Here is a 22378-nt window from a genome sequence, read left to right as displayed (position 1 = left end):
AACACTGTAAACTAACTTCGCTTTTTTATTGTGACCGTTTTTAATCTCAATTAATCAAAGCTTGAGATCAAAACAAAATTAGACCAAAAAGAAAATCGCCTAAAAATTACTTTTTAGACGACCTCTTTTTATTGTATTCTTTACCAACTTACACCAGCACCACCTCCGCCAGAAGAACCGCCGCCCCAACTTGATCCACTAGAAGAACCGCCACCAGAAAACCCACCTGATGAACTTCCACCAGAAAATCCACCGCTAGAAAATCCACCAGAACTTCTACGCGAACTTCTGCCCGATCTTCCAAATGAACTGTGATTGTTTTCAGAACGTTCTTTTCTAGGAATTGTAATTTGTTCAACATGTTGGTGATTACAATTGACACATCCATATTCCTTTTCTCTTAATCCTGTTGAACTGTATGTAGCATAACTTACGGTACGACTATGCATTAATTTATAGGTTTTAAACGTGCATTTTGGGCATTTAGAATATGGAGTTGTATGATTTTTATAAGGTAATATAAGAATGTCATCATCATTTTCGGTACACCATACATCATAATCTACAGAATCAATTTCTTCTTCTTTTAGTTCTCCTTCGTATAAATAATGATCATCCTCAACTTCGCTTTTTAGCACCATAGGTTTTCCATTAATTTTACTAAACCGCGGATGATATCGATATAAATTCATGCGTTTGTGAATCAATTTTCGAATAAAAATAAATGGTAGTGGAAAAAGTATTGCTAAAAAAAGAGCATTAAACTTATCGATAGCAATGTATTTATTATAAAAATCTTCTTTATTGTTATGAATTCTTTGGTAAGATCTTCTATATAATAAACCCATAAGAATACAGCAAATAAAATACGCTATAATCACATAAATAACAGGATTTGGAGAACTTCTTCGGTAAGAATCATCACTATCTATAATTGTTAATCCTGTAGATTTTATTTCTTCTCTAACCTTCGGATTTTCTACAATACTTTTAATTTTTGATACTGCTGCTATTAAACCATTTCCATATTCTTGCTTTTTAAAATAGGGGACAACCTGATCTATTCCTATTCTAAATAACACAATATCTGGCAAGACACCTTCTAAACCATAACCAGTTTCAAATTCTGTTCTGCGCTGATCCATAACAGTCAAAATCAACAAACCATTGTCTTTATCACTTTGCCCAATTCCCCAATGCTGAAATAAATCAACTGCAAAATCTTTGGGAATTGCACTGCCAATACTCGGCAAAATGACCACAGCTATTTGTGCCGTTGTAATTTGCTCGGTTTCTACAATTAAACGGTTGAGACTTGTTTTTTCAGAAGTAGTTAAGTAATTGCTTGGATCAGAAACAAATCCGCCATTCGATTTTTTAGGATCAGGAACTGTTTCTACAGTAAATGTTTGGACTGTTTTTGTTTCGTTTTGTGAAAAACCTATTATCGAAGTAAAGAGCAGCAGAAAACACAGAATATATTTATACACACATATTATTTTAATGGTTAGCACTAAGTTAGTATGTTTTATGCTTGTTTATGTTACAAAAAAAGAAAAAGCCATGATTTTGAATTTTCAAATCATGGCTTTTACATTTTATAAATTAGTTGAAATTATATCGTTTCAATTACTTTCTGAATACGCTTGATGGTTTCCTGCTTACCAATCATAAACATAATTTCAAACAAATCAGGTCCTTGTAACGCGCCAACTAACGCTAAACGCAGTGGTTGCATTACTTTTCCAAAACCAATTTCATTGCTAGTAATCCAACCTTTAATTTCTGTTTGAAGGTTTTCTACGCTTACATCTTCAATAGGTTCAATAACTTGTATTAATTGTTGCATTAACTCGCTTGTGCCTTCTTTAAACGCCTTTTTAGATGCTTTTGCATCGTATTCTTGCGGCGCAGTAAAGAAGAAATGACTCAAACTCCAAAAATCGCTCACAAACGTGGCTCTATCTTTAATCATTCCTACAACAATCGCAATATAATTTATATCAATATCCGCTAATTCAGTATGACTTTTTTGAAAAGCTTCCGCTAGACTTTCGTCAGATTTTTGCTGCATGTATTGTTGGTTGAACCACTTCATTTTATCAATGTCAAATCGAGCACCAGCTTTATTAATTCGTTCCAAATCAAAAGCTTGAATCAACTCGTCTAAACTGAAAATTTCTTGCTCGGTTCCTGGATTCCAACCTAAAAATGCTAAGAAATTTACCAAAGCATCATTAAAGTATCCATCTTCACGAAAACCTTTGTACAATTCACCTTCTTTTGTATCATCCCATTCCAATGGAAATACAGGGAAACCAAACTTTGCACCATCGCGCTTGCTCAATTTTCCTTTTCCAGTTGGTCTTAAAATCAATGGTAAATGTGCAAAAACAGGCGCTTCCCATTCAAACGAACGGTATAATAAATAGTGCAATGCTAACGAAGGCAACCATTCTTCTCCACGAATTACGTGTGTGATTTCCATTAAATGATCATCTACAATATTTGCCAAATGATAGGTTGGCATTCCGTCACTTTTATATAAAACTTTATCGTCTAAAATATTGGTGTCAATTTCAACATCACCACGAACGATATCTTTTAAATGTAAAATTTCATCTTGTGGCGATTTGAAACGAATGACATACGGTTCGCCAGCATCAATCTTAGCATTTACTTCATCTTGCGTAAGCGATAAAGAATTGGAAAGTTTTAAACGATTGTGCCAGTTATAGATAAATGTTTTTCCTTCTGCTTCATGACCCTTTCTATGAGCATCTAATGCTTCTGCTGTATCAAAAGCATAATATGCATGACCTTTTGTGATCAAATCATCTGCATATTGTTTGTACAAATGTTTGCGTTCACTTTGTTTGTATGGACCAAATCCGCCATCTTTCATAGTACCTTCATCAAAAGGAATTCCACACCATTCTAACGCTTCAGTAATGTATTCTTCCGCGCCTTCTACAAATCTATTTTGATCTGTATCTTCAATACGTAAAATAAAATCTCCGCCATGTTTTTTGGCGAATAAATAGTTAAATAAGGCAGTTCTTACGCCTCCAATATGTAAAGGTCCCGTTGGACTTGGTGCAAAACGAACACGAACTTTTTTAGTCATAAATAATAGTATATGGTTATAAAGTGCAAATGTAATATTATTTTTCCTTTAAAATTGCGCATACAAACGGCAGTTACTGTTTGATGAGGTAAAAAAGACAATACAAGCTTCAGCAGATTTTAAATCTCGATTATTGAGTAAAAGTGAAACCCTCAAAGTTTTAATTTTGAGGGTTTCGGTTAATCAGCAAATGTGAGAAAAAATGCTATTTCTTAATAAATTTTTCTGTGTGATTAATCCCTGAATCCGTTGTTACGGTTAGGAAATACATGTTAGAACTTAATTGCGATACGTCAATTTCTGAAACTTCAATCGCTTTACTTTGTATCAATTTCCCAGTAATATCTGTTATTTTGTACGATACAATGGTTTCGTCACTGTTGAATCTCAATACATCCGAAGTTGGATTTGGAAACATCGTAAAGTTAATGACTTCGTTATCTTCTCTACCTAAAGTTCCGTTACCACCTTCTCCTAGCACAAATAATGAACGAATATGATCTTTTATTTCTTCTGTAAAGACATTCATTGCTGGCGGCGCATCATTTTCACTGCTAAACGTAATTTGGTATGACCAAGCTTCATCGTAACAGCTATCACAACAAGAAGGAACATATAATCCAATTACATACAATCTGTTATTTTCAAAGGTGTAATTTGGAAACGTAGTTGTTAATCCCCAAACCGGATTTGCCGAAGTTGGTAATTGATTGTTGAATCCACCAATATTACTTGACCAAGCAAATGAATCTGGCACCATATTTATAAAATCAATTGGCTGTGTTATTGGATAGCTTGCTAACTCGTATACAAACCAGTTGTACTGATATCCGTTGTTTTGTTCTACACAAATATCTTGTACTAATAAAGTATCATCTGTCGTATCAATACTGTTGATAGAACCTGTTAATTGTTGAGGATTTCCCTGATGTAATACACTAATACTTAAGTTTTGATCTAATTTAGCTTGAAGTGAAATATCATCAATAGCTAAGTCGTTTCCGTCGCCTAAACCATCTTCTTTTAAGTGAATTTTAATATCTAAAACATCTTGATCACCTTCAAAACACTCTGAAATTTGTTGCCAATCGCACGGATCATCGCTATTTGTATCAATTGTAATCCATTCAGATAATTGTCCGTTTACTTCCAAACGAATTTCTGGCTTAATGTCAAACGTACACTGTGGCATGTTTTTGAAGTTTGCACAGAATTTGTAATTCTTTTCAGAATCAATTTGCACACTTTGTTCCCAAATAACTGCGGTTGTTCCAGATGGTTGCGTTGTTCTTCCGTTTACCAATAAGAAATCTGTATTAGCACCAAATTGTGTTGGATCAACACATGCAGAATGATCTGTAATAGTTGCGCCAAAAATGCTTGCATCGTCAGAAATGGTATATGCACCAGGATATACACTTGCGTCTTCTGTATAATCGCTAGCAAATCCGCCAGATCCATTTTCAAAATTTCCGTTTTCAACTAAGTTTTCACCTTCACAGCAAAATGCGCCTTCGTCATTTGGTTCACCTGTTGTAAATGTACTATCACAATCTGGACTGATACATATATTATCTATTCCAAATAGTTCGTTTCCGCTAGCTACGTCAATTGAGTATGCAATACCATTTACACTTTGAATAAGGGTATCCCAATCTCCTGCATTTCCTGTGTTAATTACCCATTGTCCGTCACTATTACTTGGAAGGTTTCCTGAGGCATCAGCAAAGCCAATTGGTGCACAAATGCGAACCCAACCTCTAGAAACATCTATTGGTGAACTTAATACAAAAGTTGCGCCCAATGTAGAATTTGTTGGATCACTACCATCATAAATACGCAATGAGTTTCCGCCGATAGTTCCAGAAGCTACTTCAAATGTTCTAAAATCATAACAAAAACAACCTTCGTCTTGAACCATTTGCATCCAGTTTCCTGTATAGTCCGTAGAATTAAAAGCCCAACTTGAACCATTGCTACACGGGCCATCGTCTAAATATAAATAATTATCTCCAGCACCATTTTGGCTGTTAGTGTCATAATAAGCAATACTAGAACAGATTGTTCCCCAATTGTCTAATAAATTTGGACTCACTATCGTTCCGTTGTTTCCATTAGTTCCGTTAATCAAGGAAGTTGTTGAATATTGATCAAATTCCTCACAAAATTGACCAAAACTCACTCCACAAACCAGGAGTAAACACAGAGTTGTAATTTTTTTCATAATGTAAAATGTTTAAGTTTCTATTTTTTTGTTTCAAGGCAAAGATGCGCCAGTGACAAAAAACAGGGTAGAAGCAAAGCACTAAAAATGTAGAAGTGTTTTGCCTTAAGGCTTTATGTGAAAACCGTACTTGTTACAGGAAAAACACCCTTTACCAAATAGGTTACAAAATGAGATTCAAAGCAATTTGAAGTATATGCGCGTTAAAAACTAAGTATTGTTGGTCTTATTTGGTAACAGAATTCATTTCAGCAGGAATGCGTTTATTCATCACCTTAAACCATAAAGGTGGAATTAACGCCATGACCATGGATGTAGGATATCCGAATGGCATTTGTGGACTTTCTTCATGACAATCTAACAATTGATATTTTTTTGAAGCTTTGTAATGGTGATCGCTGTGACGTGTGAGTTCGTATAATACAATCCGTCCGATGGTGTGATTTGAATTCCAAGAGTGAATTTCGCGAACACGTTCATAACGTCCAGAAGGTAATTTTTTGCGCTGCAATCCGTAATGTTCTATATAATTGATGGTTTCTAATAGTAAGAAACTAACAACAGCACTTCCTAAAATAAAGATCAACGCGAGTGTTCCAAAGAAATAAAAAGTAGCAGCAACATACGCAATTTGCAAAATGGTAAACCAAAACATGTTATTTTTTGGTGAAAAGAATGAAAATTTTTCACGCTGCCGTAAATTTTGCTGAATCTTCCATGCGTTTATATATTGTCGTGCCGTTGAGGTAAACCAAAACGAATACAAAACTTGATTATATCGTGCGGTTGCAGGATCTTCTTTCGTTGCCGCATGTAAGTGATGTCCAAAATTATGCTCTACAAAAAAGTGCATATAAAGTGAAGGCAATAGTAATATTTTTGCCATAATTTGTTCCACTTTCGTTTGTCGGTGCCCAAGTTCGTGAGCCACATTAATTCCGTTTGAACCTAAGACAATTCCTGTGGAAAAAATCAATCCGACCAATTCGTAGGTTTCATACATTCCTGTGGAAACGTTTATCAACGTAACTATCAACAATCCAAAAACAATAGGAATATTCAAATATAGCAACCAATCAAAAAGGCTATTAGCTGATTTCTTTTCAACTTCTTCAGGTGATAAATTTGCGGTATTTTGAGAAAACATCAATTCTAGTATCGGAATTATTCCAAAAGCATACATTGGTGTCAAAAATGTATAATATCCACCTAAGTATAAAGCAACCATAGCAACAAATGGTGTAGAAAATGCCGCTAAATATTTTAAATCATTCATAAGTTACATCGTAAATTCAAAGCCATTAAATTTACTGTTTTTTTTGTTGAAATGAAATTTTAGAAAATATTCGAAACGATTTTCTAAAACTTATGATAAACCCCAACACTAATCGCAGCTTGCTTGGCAACATTATTTCCAGAAAATGCACCGCCAAAACTCAAAATTCCACCAAAAGCACTGTTCAATTCTCCAATAGCTTTCAAACCAAAAGCACCATATTCCTGATTGTTTACATATAAAGCAGTTCCTAAATTACTCAGCGGTAAATTCACATCGCCATCATTAAACGAACTCACGATATCTACAAAACCAACGAGCCAAATTTTTGAATGTACTTTGGTTCCAATTTCGCCACCAATCTTAAAATTATTACTGTAATTATTTGTTTTTAAGTCAATTCCGGTAAACGCTTGTACATAAAATTTATCAAAACTTCGTCCAATATTGATCGTAGGCGTAAACGTCCAAGCATCTTGTCCAGTTCTAATTCCGGAAGCGGCTTCAAAACTTCCCGTATTTGCTTCTAAGTTTAACTGTCCAGAAATAATCCATTTTTTATTATAAAATTGATGCTTCACGCCAAGTGAAATATTTCCAAAAGCACTTTTAGAATCTTCTGTAATAAAAGCAGTTCCATTCACAGCATCGCCCGTTTTTATGAATTTTATTGGCAAATTTAAAAGCAACGTCGTTTTAGACGATAAGCCATATTCTCCATAAAATTGTAGTGTATTATCGGTAATCTCTCGATCGGTTTGATACTCTGGATCGCCAAAAACTTCATCATAATTTGAAATCGTACTAAACGAAAGTTGTGTATAAAACTTCCCTTTTTCCTGTGTCCAAGGACTTTGACTAAATGTAAAACTTGAACTTAAAATAGCGATAAAAACGAATATTTTTTTCATAATTGGTTGTTTAATGAATGCTTAGTAGCATCTTTTTACAAAATCTTACAGAATGTTTAACAACCGTAATACACTAATAATTGTGCAAATGTGTTATTTTTATCAGTTATATGATGAACGCATACGAGCAAATACAAAAAAAGTTAGGGCAGTTTGTGACCAAATACTACACAAACGAGCTCATCAAAGGCACCATACTATTTTTTAGTATCGGGCTTTTATATTTCATAATCACCTTATTGGTGGAACATTTTCTATGGCTAAACACAGCCGCAAGAACCGCTTTATTCTGGATTTTTATCTTGGTAGAATTGGCGCTTTTTGCTAAATTTATTGTGTTTCCATTGATAAAATTGTTAAAACTGCAGCAAGGAATCAGCTTCAAAGAAGCGTCTACAATTATCGGGAATCATTTCCCAGAAGTAAACGACAAACTATTGAACGTGTTGCAACTATCTGAAACGTCTCAGGAATCTGAATTGTTGTTGGCAAGTATCGAACAAAAATCGAAAGAGCTACAACCGATTCCGTTTCAAGTGGCGATTAACTTCAAGAAAAATGTCAAATACGTCAAATATGCAATTCTGCCATTAGCGATTGTGTTATTCGTGTGGATTTCCGGAAACAGTTCGCTATTTAGTAAAAGTTACGAACGTGTAATCAATTACAAAACTGCGTATGAACCGCCAGCGCCTTTTCAGTTTTTAGTGGTGAACGATTCGCTGCAAGCAATTGAAAATCAAGAATATAAACTACAAGTACAAACCTTAGGCGATGTCATTCCTGAAGAAGTTCAAATAACCTTAGGTGATGAAACCTACTTCCTTCAAAATAAAGGAATTGGCACGTTCGAATATACATTTGCACAACCAAAAGAAGCAATCACTTTTACGCTTAACGCGAATGAAGTCACGTCAAAATCATACACATTAAACGTAGTAAAAGTACCGTCGTTAGTGAACTTTCAAATGGTGTTGGATTATCCTGCGTATACGAAACGAAAAGATGAGGTATTAAAAAGTACTGGAAATGCCACCATTCCCGAAGGAACAAAAGTAACGTGGGAAGCGAAAGCAAAACAAACGAATCAATTAGAATTAATTTCGAGTGATAGTACATACGTTTTCAACAAAGAAGCGAACGATTTCAAACTTGAAAGAAGAATTTATAAAAAACTTGATTATCAAATAAGTACAAGCAATACAGAACTTAAAAACTATGAAAATTTAGGTTTCAACCTAAGCGTGATTAAAGATGAATATCCAAAAATGGAATTGCAATCAAAGCGTGATACAGTTGATCAACGTACGCTATATTTCTTAGGACAAGTTTCAGATGATTATGGTCTGAAACGTTTGCAATTGGTTTATTATCCTTCGGAAAGTCAGGAAAATAAAGTAAAAGAAAACATTCCGATTAGTGCTTCAAACATTGATCAATTTCAATATACATTTCCTGGAAATTTAGAATTAACCAAAGGTGTGAATTACGAATTCTACTTTGAATTGACAGATAATGATGGAATTCGCGGAGGAAAAAAAGTAAAAAGTGAAGTATTCAATTATCGTAAGCTAACAGATACGGAACTCGAAACGGAACAACTTCAACAACAAAACGAAACGATTCAAGATTTAGATAAATCCTTAGAAAAGCTTCAAAAGCAACAAGAAGAACTCAAAAAGATTTCGAAAAATCAAAAAGAAAAAAGTGAACTCAATTTCAACGATCGTAAAAAGTTGGAAAAATTCTTGCAGCGACAAGAACAAAATGATCAAATGATGGAGAAATTTTCTAAGCAATTGCAAAAAAACTTAGAAGAATTTCAAGAAGATGAAACGAAAGAAGACGAAGACAAAGAGTTGTTGAAAGAACGATTAGAACGTCAGCAAAAAGAATTAGAGAAGAATGAAAAGTTGATGGAAGAACTCAAAAAACTCGCTGAAAAAATTAGCGAAGAAGAACTTTCAGAAAAACTAGAAGAACTTGGGAAGCAACAACAAAATAACAAAAAGAATCTGCAACAAATTGTGGAGCTGACGAAACGTTATTATGTAACCAAAAAAGCAGAGAAAATTCAAAAAGAATTGGGCGAACTTGCCAAAGAGCAAAAAGAACTCTCAACAAAAAGCGGTGAAGAAAATACCAAAGAAAAGCAAGAAGAACTGAACAAAAAGTTTGAAGATTTGCAAAAGCAAATGGACGATTTAGACAAAGAAAATAGCGAACTCAAAAAGCCTATGGATCTTGATCGTAAAAAAGAAGATGAAGAAGACATCAAAAAAGAACAAGAAGACGCTACGGACGATTTAGAAAAAAGTGAAGAATCGCCAAGTGAACAAGAAAAGACAGATAAACAAAGTAGCGCGAAAAGCAAACAAAAGAAAGCAGCTCAAAAAATGCAGCGTATGAGTAAGGCGATGCAAAGTTCTATGCAAATGGGCGGTGAACAAAGCATTCAAGAAGATGCCGAAATGTTGCGTCAAATCTTAGATAATTTACTCTTATTTTCTTTTGATGAAGAAAAACTAATGAAAGGTTTTGAAGAAATTGACAACACTAATTCAAGCTATGCTTCCAAACTAAAACGTCAAAATGAACTCCGAAAAATGTTTGAACATGTTGACGATAGTTTATTTGCAATGTCGTTGCGTCAGCCAAAAATTTCGGAACAAATCAACAAAGAAATCACAGAAATCTATTTCAATATTGACAAATCGCTGGAATTACTAGCTGAAAATAATGTGTACAGAGGCGTTGCGGCACAACAATATGCGTTAACGTCAACCAACAAACTTGCAGATTTTTTAAGTGGCGCTTTGGACAATATGCAACAAAGTATGGGACAAGGGCAAGGACAAGGTTCATCGGGAATGGGACAAAGTGGACAAAATCAAGGTCAAGGAAAAGGATTTCAATTGCCAGACATCATTCAATCGCAAGAAGAATTGAACAAGCAAATGGAGAAAGGCACCAAGCAAGAAGGTCAAGGAAAAGATGGTAAAGGCGGCAAAGAAGGTGGTAAAGAAGAAGGAGAAAAAGGCAAAGGTGGAAAAGATGGAAAAAGCGGCGAAAACGGTGAGCAAGGTGGCGGATCGGGTAGTGGCAACGAAGATACTTCAGGCAAACTTTACGACATTTACAAGCAACAGCAAGTCTTACGCAGTCAATTAGAAAAGCAATTAAAAGCCAAATACGGAGAAAAAATAAGCAATCCAGAAGCTAGAAAATTGCTTAAACAAATGGAGCAAGTAGAAACTGAATTGTTAGAAAGAGGTTTCAATGACGAAACCATGAAACGTATGGTAGAACTCAAATACCAACTACAAAAACTAGACAAAGCAGCGTTTGAACAACAAAAAGAAAACAAGCGTGAATCGTCTTCCAATCGCAAAGATTTCACAAACACTACAAACGAAAAAATGCCTGATGTGAGACAGTATTTCAATCAAATTGAAATATTAAACAGACAAGTATTACCTTTGCGCAATAATTACAAAAAGAAAGTACAAGAGTATTTCAAGAAAAAGGATGATTAGTTTTAATTATGAAACGCAATTTGAACTTCCAAACGAAGCGAAAATTGAAGAATGGATTAGGAAGGTTATTGCTTCCGAAAACAAGCGTGAAGGAGAAATCAATTATATATTCTGTAACGATGCATATTTGCATAAACTCAATGTAGAATTCCTCCAGCATGATACGTTAACGGACATTATCAGTTTTGACAATACAGTAGGAAATGAACTACATGGCGATATATTTATTTCCATTGAGCTCGTTAAAGAAAACGCTAAGGATTTTGTTGTTTCATTTGATGAAGAACTCAGAAGAGTGATGATTCATGGCGTATTGCATTACTGCGGATACAATGATAAAACCGAAGCCGATCAAGCTGTAATGACTGCTAAAGAAGATGAAAAACTCAGCATGTTCCACGTGGAACAATCATAAAGTACTTTCTAAAATTGCTTAAAAAAAAAGCGAAATTCAATCGTTAAGATATGTTTGAAAATGAATATGATGTAATAGTTGTTGGAGCAGGACATGCAGGTTCAGAAGCTGCCGCTGCCGCTGCCAACATGGGAAGCAAAACATTGCTCGTTACGATGAACCTGCAAAACATTGCGCAAATGTCTTGTAATCCCGCTATGGGCGGAATTGCTAAAGGACAAATTGTGCGTGAAATTGATGCACTTGGTGGATATAGCGGAATTGTTACTGACAAATCTGCGATTCAATTCAAAATGCTAAACAAATCAAAAGGTCCGGCAATGTGGTCGCCACGTGCGCAAAGTGATCGCATGCGATTTGCAGAAGAATGGCGTTTGATGCTAGAAGCAACCGAAAACCTAGATTTCTATCAAGAAATGGTTCGTGGTCTCATCATTGAAGGCGGAAAAATAAAAGGTGTAAAAACCTCTTTAGGATTAGAAATAAAAGCAAAAACAGTGGTTTTAACCAATGGAACTTTCTTGAATGGATTGATTCATATTGGAGATAAAAACTTCGGTGGAGGAAGAGCTGGCGAAAGTGCTGCAACTGGAATCACTGAAGAATTAGTTGCCTTAGGTTTTGAATCGGGGAGAATGAAAACAGGAACACCACCACGTGTGGATGGACGTTCGTTAGATTATTCTAAAATGATCATTCAACCTGGAGACGAACATCCTGATAAGTTTTCATACCTAAAAGCGATGAAACCTTTAAGTGAACAACGTGCATGTCACATGACATATACGTCTACGTTAGTGCACGATTTACTGCGTGAAGGTTTTGACAGATCGCCAATGTTTAACGGAAGAATTCAATCGTTAGGACCAAGATATTGTCCATCGATAGAAGATAAAATCAATCGTTTTGCAGACAAAGATCGTCACCAATTATTTGTTGAACCTGAAGGATGGAATACCTGTGAAGTATATGTAAATGGTTTTTCTACTTCGTTGCCAGAAGATGTTCAGTTTAAAGCATTGCGTTCAGTAGTTGGTTTTGAAAATGTAAAATTCTTTAGACCTGGGTATGCCATAGAATACGATTACTTTCCACCAACACAATTAAAGCATACGCTGGAAACAAAAATTGTAGAAGGACTCTTTTTTGCAGGACAAATTAATGGAACCACAGGATATGAAGAAGCGGCTTCGCAAGGACTTATGGCAGGAATAAATGCAGCGTTGAAAGTACAAGAAAGAGACGAATTTATTCTGAAAAGAAACGAAGCATATATCGGAGTTTTGATTGATGATTTAATCACAAAAGGAACGGAAGAGCCATACAGAATGTTTACCTCGCGTGCAGAATATAGAACCTTATTGCGTCAAGATAATGCAGATTTTAGATTAACTCCAGTTGGTCATAAACTTGGTTTGGCTTCGCTAGAAAGACTAAAAGCGATGGAACATAAGAAGAATAATTCGGATGCTTTTATCAGATTCTTTCAAGAAACAAGTGTGAAACCAGATGAAATAAACCCTGTTTTAGAAGCTAAAAATTCTGCGAAAGTGAAGCAACAAGATAAGATGTTTAAGATCTTTTCACGGCCAAATATTAGCATGGATGATATGAAGCAAGTGGCTTCAGTTTCACAATTTATTGAAGAGCATAAATTAGATAAAGACGTATTAGAACAGACAGAAGTTCAAATAAAATACGCAGGATATATTAACAAAGAAAAGAGCAACGCAGACAAATTAAACAACTTAGATCGCGTAAAAATTCCAGCAAGTTTTGAGTACAATAGCTTAACAAACTTATCTCTGGAAGCACGCCAAAAGCTGTCTAAAATTCGTCCTGTAAACTTATCGCAAGCATCACGAATTAGTGGAGTTTCTCCAAGTGATATTAGTGTGATGTTAGTTTATTTGAATAGATAAATTTTAAGTGTTCCACGTGGAACATTTCAAATCATGGAAATAAAATCATTACAAAATACGCCAGTTGAAGAGATCATAAAGACCTTGAATCTGGCGTTTTCTGATTATATCATTCCGATCAATTTTACGCTAGAATACGTCAACGAACGCTGGAAAGCTTCTGGTGTAGATTACAATTTATCCTTTGGGGTTTTTGATAATAATCAATTAGTTGGATTCATTATTCATGCGATCAATTACTACGGCGAAACCAAAGTTGCGTACAATGCTTCTACAGGAATTATTCCGACACATCGAAGAAAAGGTTTGTTGACAAAGTTGTACGCAAAGGCAATTCCAACATTAAAAGAAAACGGAATTCTAAAAAGCACGTTGGAATGTATCACGGAAAATGAACGCGCTATTTTAGCCTATCAAAAAGTTGGTTTTAATATTGATCGACAGTATAAATTATATAGATTCGATTGGCAACAAAAAGCCATTCAAACAAAATTTAGAATAGTAATAAAGGAGCAATTCCAATTCCCAGATTTTGAACAGTTACAAAACTATTTTCCATCTATAGAAAATCAAGATCATTGTTTGGAAAAGTATAAAAATAACTTGGTATCAATTTCTGTTTTCGATAAAGATGAAATTGTAGCATATTTACTTTTTCATAAAATTTCAAAAAGAATTCATCGGGTAGGCGCAAAAGAAAATAACTGGACTATTTTTGGAGAAATTTTATTTTCTGGATTGGAAACTGGAAAATATAATGTCATCAATATTGACACAGCAAATAAAAATTTACACGCGTTTTTTGAAAAAATGAATTTTGAAAATTACATTGATCAATATGATATGAGCTTTGAATTTTAATTGGCTTAATTATTGTATCTGATCCCTGAAAAAATGTACTATGAAATATATTAAAATTGTAGCAAGTTTCTCATTGTTTTTATTTTTTACAAATTGCATCACTATAAAAAAAGTACCTGAAGTTTATGGGCACTCAATTGTTGAAGGAAAAAAAATAAAGAAGTCTTTAGGGAAGTCAAATTACTTTATATTTTACAATCATTTGTACGATGATGATTTTACAGCATTTACTGAATATAAATTTTCTGCAGAAGAAAATAGCTATTTACAAAACCTTCCTGTAAAGATAAAAGGAACAGATTTTTTAATGACGTTTCATATTGTTGAAAGTACAGAACAAACAGCAAACTTTTTAGCACCGTTTGTAAATAGGGCAATAAATAATTCATTAAAAACAGATTTTGATGAAAATGTAAAAACAACAGAAACGACACATTTTTTTATTGCGGTGTATGTTGAAAGTAATTCAGAAGCAGATTCGTTACAAGAAGGATCTATTCACAGAGCAATTGCAGAAAATTATTTAATTGATTTTATGAACGAGTATCAACTTATTGGTTCGTCAAAAGAATTAAACTTTATAATAGGAAATAATTAATTGTTCCACGTGGAACAATTTCATTAAAAATTTAGAAGCATTAAAAAAATGAACAATCTTACGGTAAAAGATCATTCCGTTTCTGGCGAAGAATTTCAATTGGTTTTTGATGAGGTTTTGAAAATGTACAAAACCGAACCACAACCAAGCTTGGACAAATTGCCTTCGTATTATGAAAGTGAAGATTATATTTCGCATACGGATACACAACGAAATCTATTTGAGAAAATCTATCATTGGGTTCGTTCGTATATGCTTTCTAAAAAAATGACTTTGGTATTACAGCACACAAAAAGCGATGGAAAAAAAGTGCTAGATATTGGTTGTGGAACCGGCGACTTTTTAGCAATGGCTCAAAAATACAAGTGGGAAGTTACTGGAATTGAACCCGACGCTCAAGCGCGGAAAATTGCAGCTGAAAAAACGACTACCGAAATTCATACAAATGATTGGCTTGCTGAAATTCCCGATCATAGTTTTGATGCAATTACGATGTGGCATGTGTTGGAACACGTTCCAAACTTGGAAGAACAAATTGCAACCTTGAAAAGAATCATCAAACCCAACGGAACTATTTTTATTGCTGTTCCAAATTTCAACAGTCACGATGCAAGTCACTACAAAGAGTTTTGGGCAGCATACGATGTGCCAAGACATTTATGGCATTTTTCGCAAAACGCAATAAAAGGACTCTTTCAAAAAGAAAACTTAAAAGTAGTAAAAGTCTTACCAATGAAATTTGACGCGTATTATGTGAGTTTACTTTCCGAAAAACACAAAACGGGCAAAATGAATCCGGTAAAAGGATTTTACAGAGGATTTGTCTCGAATTTTAAAGCGATCACAACTTCGGAGTATTCTTCCTTGATTTACGTCATCAAGAACGACTAAAAACGCAATTTGAGCCGTTTTAAGCGTGTTTTAAGCACTTGATTGTATATTGTGCTGAACATTCTCAAAAACGATTTAAAAAGCAGTAGAAAAACAGTCACTTTTAATAAGTATAAATTATCGTTTAATAATTTAACATCAATTTTTATTATAGTTGTGATTTTCATGAAAATTCTTATAATCTTCACAACTTGTCATGTAAACTTTAATTTCTATTTTTGCGCCAACTAAAAAAGACACTAAAAAAATAAAACGCATACAAAATGAAAAAACTCATCGCTTTAGGAATTGTTGCTTTGGCATTATATTCATGTCAGCAATCTGCAAAAACAGCCTTTGTTGATAATTCTGAATTGGTAAATGAATATCAAGAGAAAAAAGACTTAGAAGTAAAACTTCAAGCCAAAATAGGAATCTATCAAAAAAGAAAAGATAGTATTACACGCGCGTTTCAATTAGAAGCACAAGATTTTCAATCGAAAGCTGATAAAATGAAACCTGCAGATGCACAAAAAAGATACGATCAACTTGGGCAAAAGCAACAAATGTTACAGCAGCAGTTTCAAATTGAAGAAAACGCAATTTCTAAAGAAAGTCAAACGTTAAACGATTCTTTGTTGAATAAAGTTAAAGACTTCGTTTCTGAATACGGAAAAACAAACAACTACGATTATATTTTTGGTAAAAACGAATATGTTGGAACGGTTTATTACGGAAAAGAAGAAAGCAATATTACGAAAGTAGTTTTAGAAAAGCTAAACGAAAAGTACGCAGCTGAAAAGAAATAATACACGCATTACAAGATTCATAAAGGCTTCCATTTTGGGAGCCTTTTTTTGTTTTATATACTTTTCGTCAAACTGAACTTGATTCAGTTTCACATAACAGTAAGAATATCGTAATGAGATGCTGAATCAAGTTCAGCATGACGTGCTTTCAAATTCTTATAATGTCATATCGAGCATTATTGAAATCAAAATACATTTTGATTTCAACTACCTAGCGTAGTTATCGAGATATAATCTTCAAATTAATACATTTCCAAATTGACACATCGTTAAACACTCCGAATCATATTCAAAAACTCCGTGCGTTTATTCCTGGAAACAGGCAACTTATGATTGTCTTGCAATACAACATAACCTTCGTTTAAATACTTTTCAATATAATTGACATTGATTAAATGCGATTTGTGAATGAGGTAAAAATCGTGTTGCGGTAACAGCTTATGAAAATGTCCAATGCTGTACGAACTCATGATCGGTTTTTGTTGTTGAAAATGAATTTTTGTATAGCCATCAGTTCCTTCGCAATGAATAATATTTTCCATCTTTACAAACTCCAAACCTTCTTGGCAAGGAATCACAATTTTCTTTTTTTGAAACGATTGAATGCCTAAATTTTCAATCAATTGTTTATTCTTTTGTAAAGCTGTCTTATCAGTAATATTCTGTGTCGCTATTGAAACTGCTTGTATTAAATCTTGACTATCAATCGGTTTTACAATATAACCAATAGCGCAATGTTTGATGGCTTCAATGCCGTAACTATCAAAAGCGGTTACAAAGATGATTTCAAATTGCGGTTGTGGAATTTTTTGAAGCATTTCAAAACCATTCATGCTAGGCATGGCAATATCCAAAAACACCAATTGTGGTTCTAAATCAGTGATCAGTTTAATTCCTTCTTCAGGATCTTGCGTTTCGCCAACAACTTTTATATTTGGACACAAACGTTCTAGTTTATTTTTCAGAATAGCTAACGATTTATGTTCGTCGTCAATAAGAATAGCAGTTACAGTCATATCAGTTTGGTAGTTTAAAAATTAGGGTGACAATCGTTCCTTCTTCATCGCTAAATTCAGCACGATCTTTTATGGTATATTCCACATTCCAATTATCTATTTGTTCTAACAACTTAAGTCGTTCGTCCAAAACTTGAGAAGAATGCGATTCATGGTTTTTAAGTGTATGTTGTGCTCTTTTTTGGGATTCTTTAATGCCAATTCCATCATCTTTTATGACTACACAAAACGTATCTTCTGAAAGTTGCGAAAATGTAATGGTCACTTTTCCAGTAGCTTTCTTGTGAAAAATTCCGTGATTTACTGCGTTTTCTACAATAGGTTGCAATACCATCGACGGAATAGCAGCTTCTTTATCCACTGTTTCATCACATAAAATTTCGTAGGTGAGTTTATCTTCAAAGCGCAATTTTTCAAGTGCTAAATAATTTGAAATGAGGTCTATTTCTTCTTCAATACGAATCGTTTGCTTTCGCGAATATTCAAAGAACTGACGCACCAATTTTGAAAAGCGCGTCAAATAATTCTCTGATTGATCAATATCGTTCAACTGAATATAATATTGAATCGCGTTGAGCGAATTATGCACAAAATGCGGATTCATTTGCGATCGCAACGCGTGTAATTCGAGTTCAACCATTTTCTTTTCATAACTATTGATAGAGATTGCTTTCTCTGTCAATAATTTATTCTTACGTGTAATAAAAACGAAGAATAGAATTACCACGGCAACTGCAATTAGTAAAGCAGCACCCGATAGTAAGAAGAAAATTTCTTCTGAAAATATGTTATCTACCTTTTCTTCTTTAGACATAGAAAGCTTTTAAAGATGCAACCATACAAAACTGCGTTCAATACTGTGATGACAATACTATAAAAATGACCACCATAATCTAGGTTGCTATGAAAAATTAACAAAGGAAGTAAGCCAATGTAAAAACAAAACAAGCCCGTAACAATCCAAAACTTTTGTGATGTAGCAAATGTTGTGATAGAATCTGTATTGAGTAATTCTACAAAATAACTAATAGTTAAAACCAAGATGCAAAAAGCGCCTGTAATGATTGGATTTAAGTATAAATAATCAAACGGACTTTTATCAAAAAGATCATACAGAAACACAATGATAAAAACAACGAATAAAACCTGAGTAAGCCATTTCCGCTTCTGCAAAATTTTATAAAACCATGAAAAATAAAATGGAAAACAAACCAGTATAAATATATTATGGACTATATCATTATAATGATCAGAAATTAATTGATAGGCAATTCCTATAACTTCATTACAAACCACATATATTAAAAACCATAAAAAGTGTCGTTGTGTAGTATTTTTGTAAGCATCCCAATACCAAATAGCTGCGGCTAAAGCAGCTATTTGAAAGACTAAGAAAAGGTAAAATAGCATAAGTGTTTAGTATAATAGTTAGATTAGTGTCTACTATGTCCATTTACATCAATAAGCGGACATGGCTCAGTAGGGAAATACGGATTTGGAGGTCTTCTTGAACTTCCATGATTAAAAGGTGCTATTTCATACATATTTTCATAATCTCCAGGATCCTCAGAGTTTTCAGAATCCGTTCTCTTAATAGTAGGCGCAAAAAAGATGGTGGTGTAGAGCAGTTCATCAGCATCGTCAATTCCTTTTAAACTTCCTTTGGGTGATACGTCTCGTCCAAATTCTTTTTCCTCTTTTGCTCCAAAATATATACGAACTCCCAAGTCTTCTTCATTAATACGTAACCCCTTTCTTTTGAATGCTAAATATTCCATGTATTCTTTCATTTGTAAATACGTAAATGAAATTGCTCTGTAATCATCTACATTACATTGATGCTTTATATAATTATCTTCAAGTGTTTGTGCATCTTTGGTACACAATGCATTTTCTGGGGCTTTGACCTCATCAGTGCATGAAACCATCATTAAAAGTAGGAATAAAATTGTTAAATAATTCATTTTTTTTCTCATAATTGTGTTTTTATGTTCTGCCTGAACAAACAAGTGGAACGTTTTTTAAATTTTTTAATTAACTCTTTATTAGTTTAATAGGAAATAGTGTTTTTCCTTTATTATCTTGATTGCTCAAAGATTTTAGTATGTTTCATAATTTATTAGTTTAAATTTTTCCTACTCTTTTATAAAAAAGGCTTTTCGGTTTCCGCCTCGGTTGTATGTCATTACGTAATTATGAAGCAAATATGAAACACACACCATCAATTCCATAGCGTAATTTTAGGAACGGTTTAGTTGACTCGATGATCGGTAACCTTCATTTTATAATACTTTGTTAAAAAGCATGAAAAAACATAAGCTATGCTGTAAGAAGGTTATTTTTGCAATTGAAAAATTGTGGAGTGATGTAACTTTTCAATCTTTCAATCGTTAATAACTGCATACTATCAATCAGAAAATAGATCAAACAATGAAAAATAAGATCATCTGGATCTGTCTTTTAATGAGTACATTCCTAGTTGCGCAAGAAAAATTCAGCGTAAGCGGAACCATAAAAGATCAAAAAAATGGCGAAACCTTATTTGGCGCAACCGTATATCTAAAAGGAACTACCAACGGAGCCATCACCAACGAATATGGGTTTTTCTCGCTAACGGCAAAAAAAGGAACATACACACTCGTAGTTTCGTTTTTAGGCTATGAAAACATCACCAAAGAAATCACACTAGACGTGGACCAAACGATAAATTTTGAAATCAAAGAAGCGTCTACTTCGTTAGAAACGGTTGTGATAGAAGCGGAAGAATCGGAACGGCTAAACATTCGGAAACCGCAAATGAGTGTTTCCAAACTCAACGCTGCAACGATCAAACAAATGCCTGTGGTTTTGGGAGAAGTTGACATCATAAAATCCATTCAACTCTTGCCAGGAGTTACCAGTGGAGGAGAAGGAACTGCCGGATTCAACGTTCGTGGTGGCGCGGCAGATCAAAACTTGGTATTACTAGATGAAGCGATTATCTATAACACATCACACTTTTTCGGGTTTTTCTCGGTGTTTAATGCAGATGCAATAAAAGACATCAAACTGTATAAAGGCGATATTCCTGCGAAATTTGGCGGACGCGTTTCTTCTGTATTAGACGTGCGTCAGAAAGATGGAAACAGTAAAAACTTTGAAGTAAATGGTGGAGTTGGATTAATCTCAAGTCGCTTGGCGCTAGAAGGACCAATGTTCAACAAAAAAGGATCATTCTTAGTGGCAGGAAGAACTTCGTATGCACACCTTTTCATGCCTTTAATAGAAGAAATAAAAGATGATAAAATCTCGTTTTACGATTTAAACCTAAAAACGAACTATGAAATCAACGAAAACAACCGAATCTATCTTTCAGGATACTTTGGACGCGATGTTTTTGATCTCTCACAATTCATTCAAAACCGTTACGGAAATACGTCGGCAAACTTACGTTGGAATCATATCTTCAGTGAAAAACTATTCTCGAATCTCTCGTTAATTTATAGCAAATACAATTACGAATTAGTGCTCGATTTCATAAAACTCGATTGGGTTTCGGACATTCAAAACTTTAACATAAAATACGACTTGCGCTACTATACAAGCGACAAACTAAAACTCGATTTTGGAGTGAGTGGAATTTCGTATAACTTCAATCCTGGAGAAATCAAACCTTCAGATCCAACATCAACAATCAACGCGCGACAACTAGACAAAAAAAGAGCGTTTGAAGGCGGCGTATATGTAAGTGCCGAACACGAATTGACAGACAAACTTTCGGCGCAATACGGTTTGCGATTAAGCACATTCAATAGACTTGGCGGACAAATATTAAGCGATTACGCAAACGATTTGCCAGTTGTGTATAACAGTGAAATTGGAATCTACGAAGAAGGCGAAGAAATTGGAACCACAGATTACGGAAGAAGCGAAAGCATCAAAACATTTGCCAACTTAGAACCGCGATTAGGATTGTCGTATCAACTCAATGACGATTCCTCTGTAAAAGCAAGTTTCACACGCACAGTGCAATACTTACACTTACTATCAAACACTTCGTCAGTTACACCTTTAGACGTTTGGGCGCCAAGTGGAAAGTACATTCAACCACAAAAATCGAATCAATACGCAGCTGGATATTACCGAAATTTCAAAGACAAAACCTATTCGTTAGAAGTTGAAGCGTATTACAAAAATGTAGACAACAGAATCGATTACATTGACGGATCTGACTTAATTGGAACTAATAATATTGAAACAGAAATCTTAAACGGAGAAGCCAGAGCGTACGGTTTAGAAATACTATTTCGCAAAAGCAAAGGTAAATTTACAGGTTGGTTTGCGTACACACTTTCAAAATCAGAGCAACGCGCGCTTGGCGGAAATGTTGGTGGACCCGGAATCAATAATGGTGATTGGTACAACACACCATTCGACAGAACACACGATATTTCTGTGACAGGAAACTACGAACTCAATGAAAAGTGGAAATTTGGTGTCAACTTTATCTACCAAACTGGTCGCCCAGTAACGTATCCGGACGGACAATATCAATATGAAGGTTTATCGATTGCGAGTTTTGATGCGAGAAATGCGAATCGTTTGCCAGCGTATCATCGTTTAGATTTCTCTGCAACATTTACACCAACGAAAAATAAAAACAGACGCTGGCAAAGTGAGTGGGTTTTTGGTGTTTATAACGCTTACGCGAGAAGAAACGCTGCTTCAGTCTCATTTGTGCAAGATTTTGACACGGGCGAAAACGAAGCCCGTAGAATCTCGGTTTTTGGAAGTTTCATTCCATCAATAACCTATAATTTTAAATTTTAACATC

17 protein-coding genes are annotated in these 22378 nt (G+C 34.4%); 8 read left to right on the top strand and 9 right to left on the bottom strand.

Annotated elements, in window-relative coordinates; genetic code table 11:
* Positions 1-140 precede the first annotated feature (140 nt).
* From H2O64_RS11955 to H2O64_RS11935, 5 genes are all read right to left on the bottom strand, one after another.
* On the bottom strand, positions 141-1490 hold the full coding sequence (locus H2O64_RS11955) for a TPM domain-containing protein (RefSeq protein ID WP_187562438.1): 1350 nt from the start codon (positions 1488-1490) through the stop codon (positions 141-143).
* A 125-nt stretch (positions 1491-1615) separates the two neighbouring features.
* The gene (gltX, locus tag H2O64_RS11950) at positions 1616-3127 is read right to left on the bottom strand and encodes a glutamate--tRNA ligase (protein ID WP_187562437.1); all 1512 of its coding nucleotides are present in this window, start codon (positions 3125-3127) and stop codon (positions 1616-1618) included.
* A 205-nt stretch (positions 3128-3332) separates the two neighbouring features.
* A complete protein-coding gene (locus tag H2O64_RS11945; RefSeq protein WP_187562436.1) occupies positions 3333-5351 on the bottom strand; it encodes a T9SS type A sorting domain-containing protein in 2019 nt (672 codons plus the stop codon).
* Between the two features lie 226 nt (positions 5352-5577).
* Positions 5578-6627 carry an alkane 1-monooxygenase gene (locus H2O64_RS11940; RefSeq protein WP_187562435.1) on the bottom strand — a complete coding sequence of 350 codons (1050 nt, stop codon included), beginning with the start codon at positions 6625-6627 and terminating at the stop codon, positions 5578-5580.
* 83 nt (positions 6628-6710) lie between these two features.
* Positions 6711-7538: a transporter gene (locus H2O64_RS11935; RefSeq protein ID WP_187562434.1), complete on the bottom strand. Its 828-nt coding sequence runs from the start codon at positions 7536-7538 to the stop codon at positions 6711-6713.
* A gap of 110 nt (positions 7539-7648) precedes the next feature.
* Between H2O64_RS11935 and H2O64_RS11930 the strand changes: the two genes are divergently transcribed.
* The 7 genes from H2O64_RS11930 (at position 7649) to H2O64_RS11900 (ending at position 16549) form a co-directional block, all read left to right on the top strand.
* Positions 7649-11074, top strand: coding sequence for a DUF4175 family protein (locus H2O64_RS11930; RefSeq protein ID WP_187562433.1), 3426 nt, complete (start codon positions 7649-7651; stop codon positions 11072-11074).
* Complete coding sequence (gene ybeY, locus H2O64_RS11925; RefSeq protein WP_187562432.1) at positions 11067-11489, top strand: rRNA maturation RNase YbeY; 423 nt, start codon at positions 11067-11069, stop codon at positions 11487-11489. Before H2O64_RS11930 ends, ybeY begins: the two co-directional genes overlap by 8 nt.
* Positions 11490-11539: 50 nt before the next feature.
* Positions 11540-13411: a tRNA uridine-5-carboxymethylaminomethyl(34) synthesis enzyme MnmG gene (gene mnmG, locus H2O64_RS11920; protein ID WP_187562431.1), complete on the top strand. Its 1872-nt coding sequence runs from the start codon at positions 11540-11542 to the stop codon at positions 13409-13411.
* Positions 13412-13444: 33 nt separating this feature from the next.
* Positions 13445-14272, top strand: coding sequence for a GNAT family N-acetyltransferase (locus H2O64_RS11915; RefSeq protein ID WP_187562430.1), 828 nt, complete (start codon positions 13445-13447; stop codon positions 14270-14272).
* A gap of 40 nt (positions 14273-14312) precedes the next feature.
* A complete protein-coding gene (locus tag H2O64_RS11910) occupies positions 14313-14870 on the top strand; it encodes a hypothetical protein (protein ID WP_187562429.1) in 558 nt (185 codons plus the stop codon).
* Between the two features lie 48 nt (positions 14871-14918).
* Positions 14919-15761, top strand: a complete 843-nt coding sequence (locus H2O64_RS11905; protein ID WP_187562428.1) for a class I SAM-dependent methyltransferase — start codon at positions 14919-14921, stop codon at positions 15759-15761.
* A 263-nt stretch (positions 15762-16024) separates the two neighbouring features.
* Entirely contained in the window at positions 16025-16549 is a 525-nt protein-coding gene (locus H2O64_RS11900; RefSeq protein ID WP_187562427.1) for an OmpH family outer membrane protein, read from the top strand.
* A 269-nt stretch (positions 16550-16818) separates the two neighbouring features.
* Here H2O64_RS11900 and H2O64_RS11895 read toward each other — a convergent pair whose 3' ends face one another.
* Genes H2O64_RS11895 through H2O64_RS11880 form a run of 4 tightly spaced genes read right to left on the bottom strand, consistent with a single transcriptional unit; the run spans position 16819 to position 19541 of the window.
* Positions 16819-17565 carry a LytR/AlgR family response regulator transcription factor gene (locus H2O64_RS11895; protein ID WP_187562426.1) on the bottom strand — a complete coding sequence of 249 codons (747 nt, stop codon included), beginning with the start codon at positions 17563-17565 and terminating at the stop codon, positions 16819-16821.
* A 1-nt stretch (position 17566) separates the two neighbouring features.
* Positions 17567-18379: a sensor histidine kinase gene (locus H2O64_RS11890; RefSeq protein ID WP_187562425.1), complete on the bottom strand. Its 813-nt coding sequence runs from the start codon at positions 18377-18379 to the stop codon at positions 17567-17569.
* Positions 18358-18975 (bottom strand): hypothetical protein, encoded by a 618-nt coding sequence (locus H2O64_RS11885; RefSeq protein WP_187562424.1) that lies wholly within the window; start codon positions 18973-18975, stop codon positions 18358-18360. Before H2O64_RS11885 ends, H2O64_RS11890 begins: the two co-directional genes overlap by 22 nt.
* Before the next feature lie 23 nt (positions 18976-18998).
* Entirely contained in the window at positions 18999-19541 is a 543-nt protein-coding gene (locus H2O64_RS11880; RefSeq protein WP_187562423.1) for a hypothetical protein, read from the bottom strand.
* A gap of 454 nt (positions 19542-19995) precedes the next feature.
* Between H2O64_RS11880 and H2O64_RS11875 the strand changes: the two genes are divergently transcribed.
* A complete protein-coding gene (locus H2O64_RS11875; protein WP_187562422.1) occupies positions 19996-22374 on the top strand; it encodes a TonB-dependent receptor in 2379 nt (792 codons plus the stop codon).
* The last annotated feature ends 4 nt before the right edge of the window (positions 22375-22378 follow it).

This window comes from Kordia aestuariivivens (genome assembly GCF_014397005.1).
Classification (GTDB): domain Bacteria; phylum Bacteroidota; class Bacteroidia; order Flavobacteriales; family Flavobacteriaceae; genus Kordia; species Kordia aestuariivivens.
Note: the sequence above shows the minus strand (reverse complement) of the source record. Positions and strands in the feature narration are given on the sequence as shown.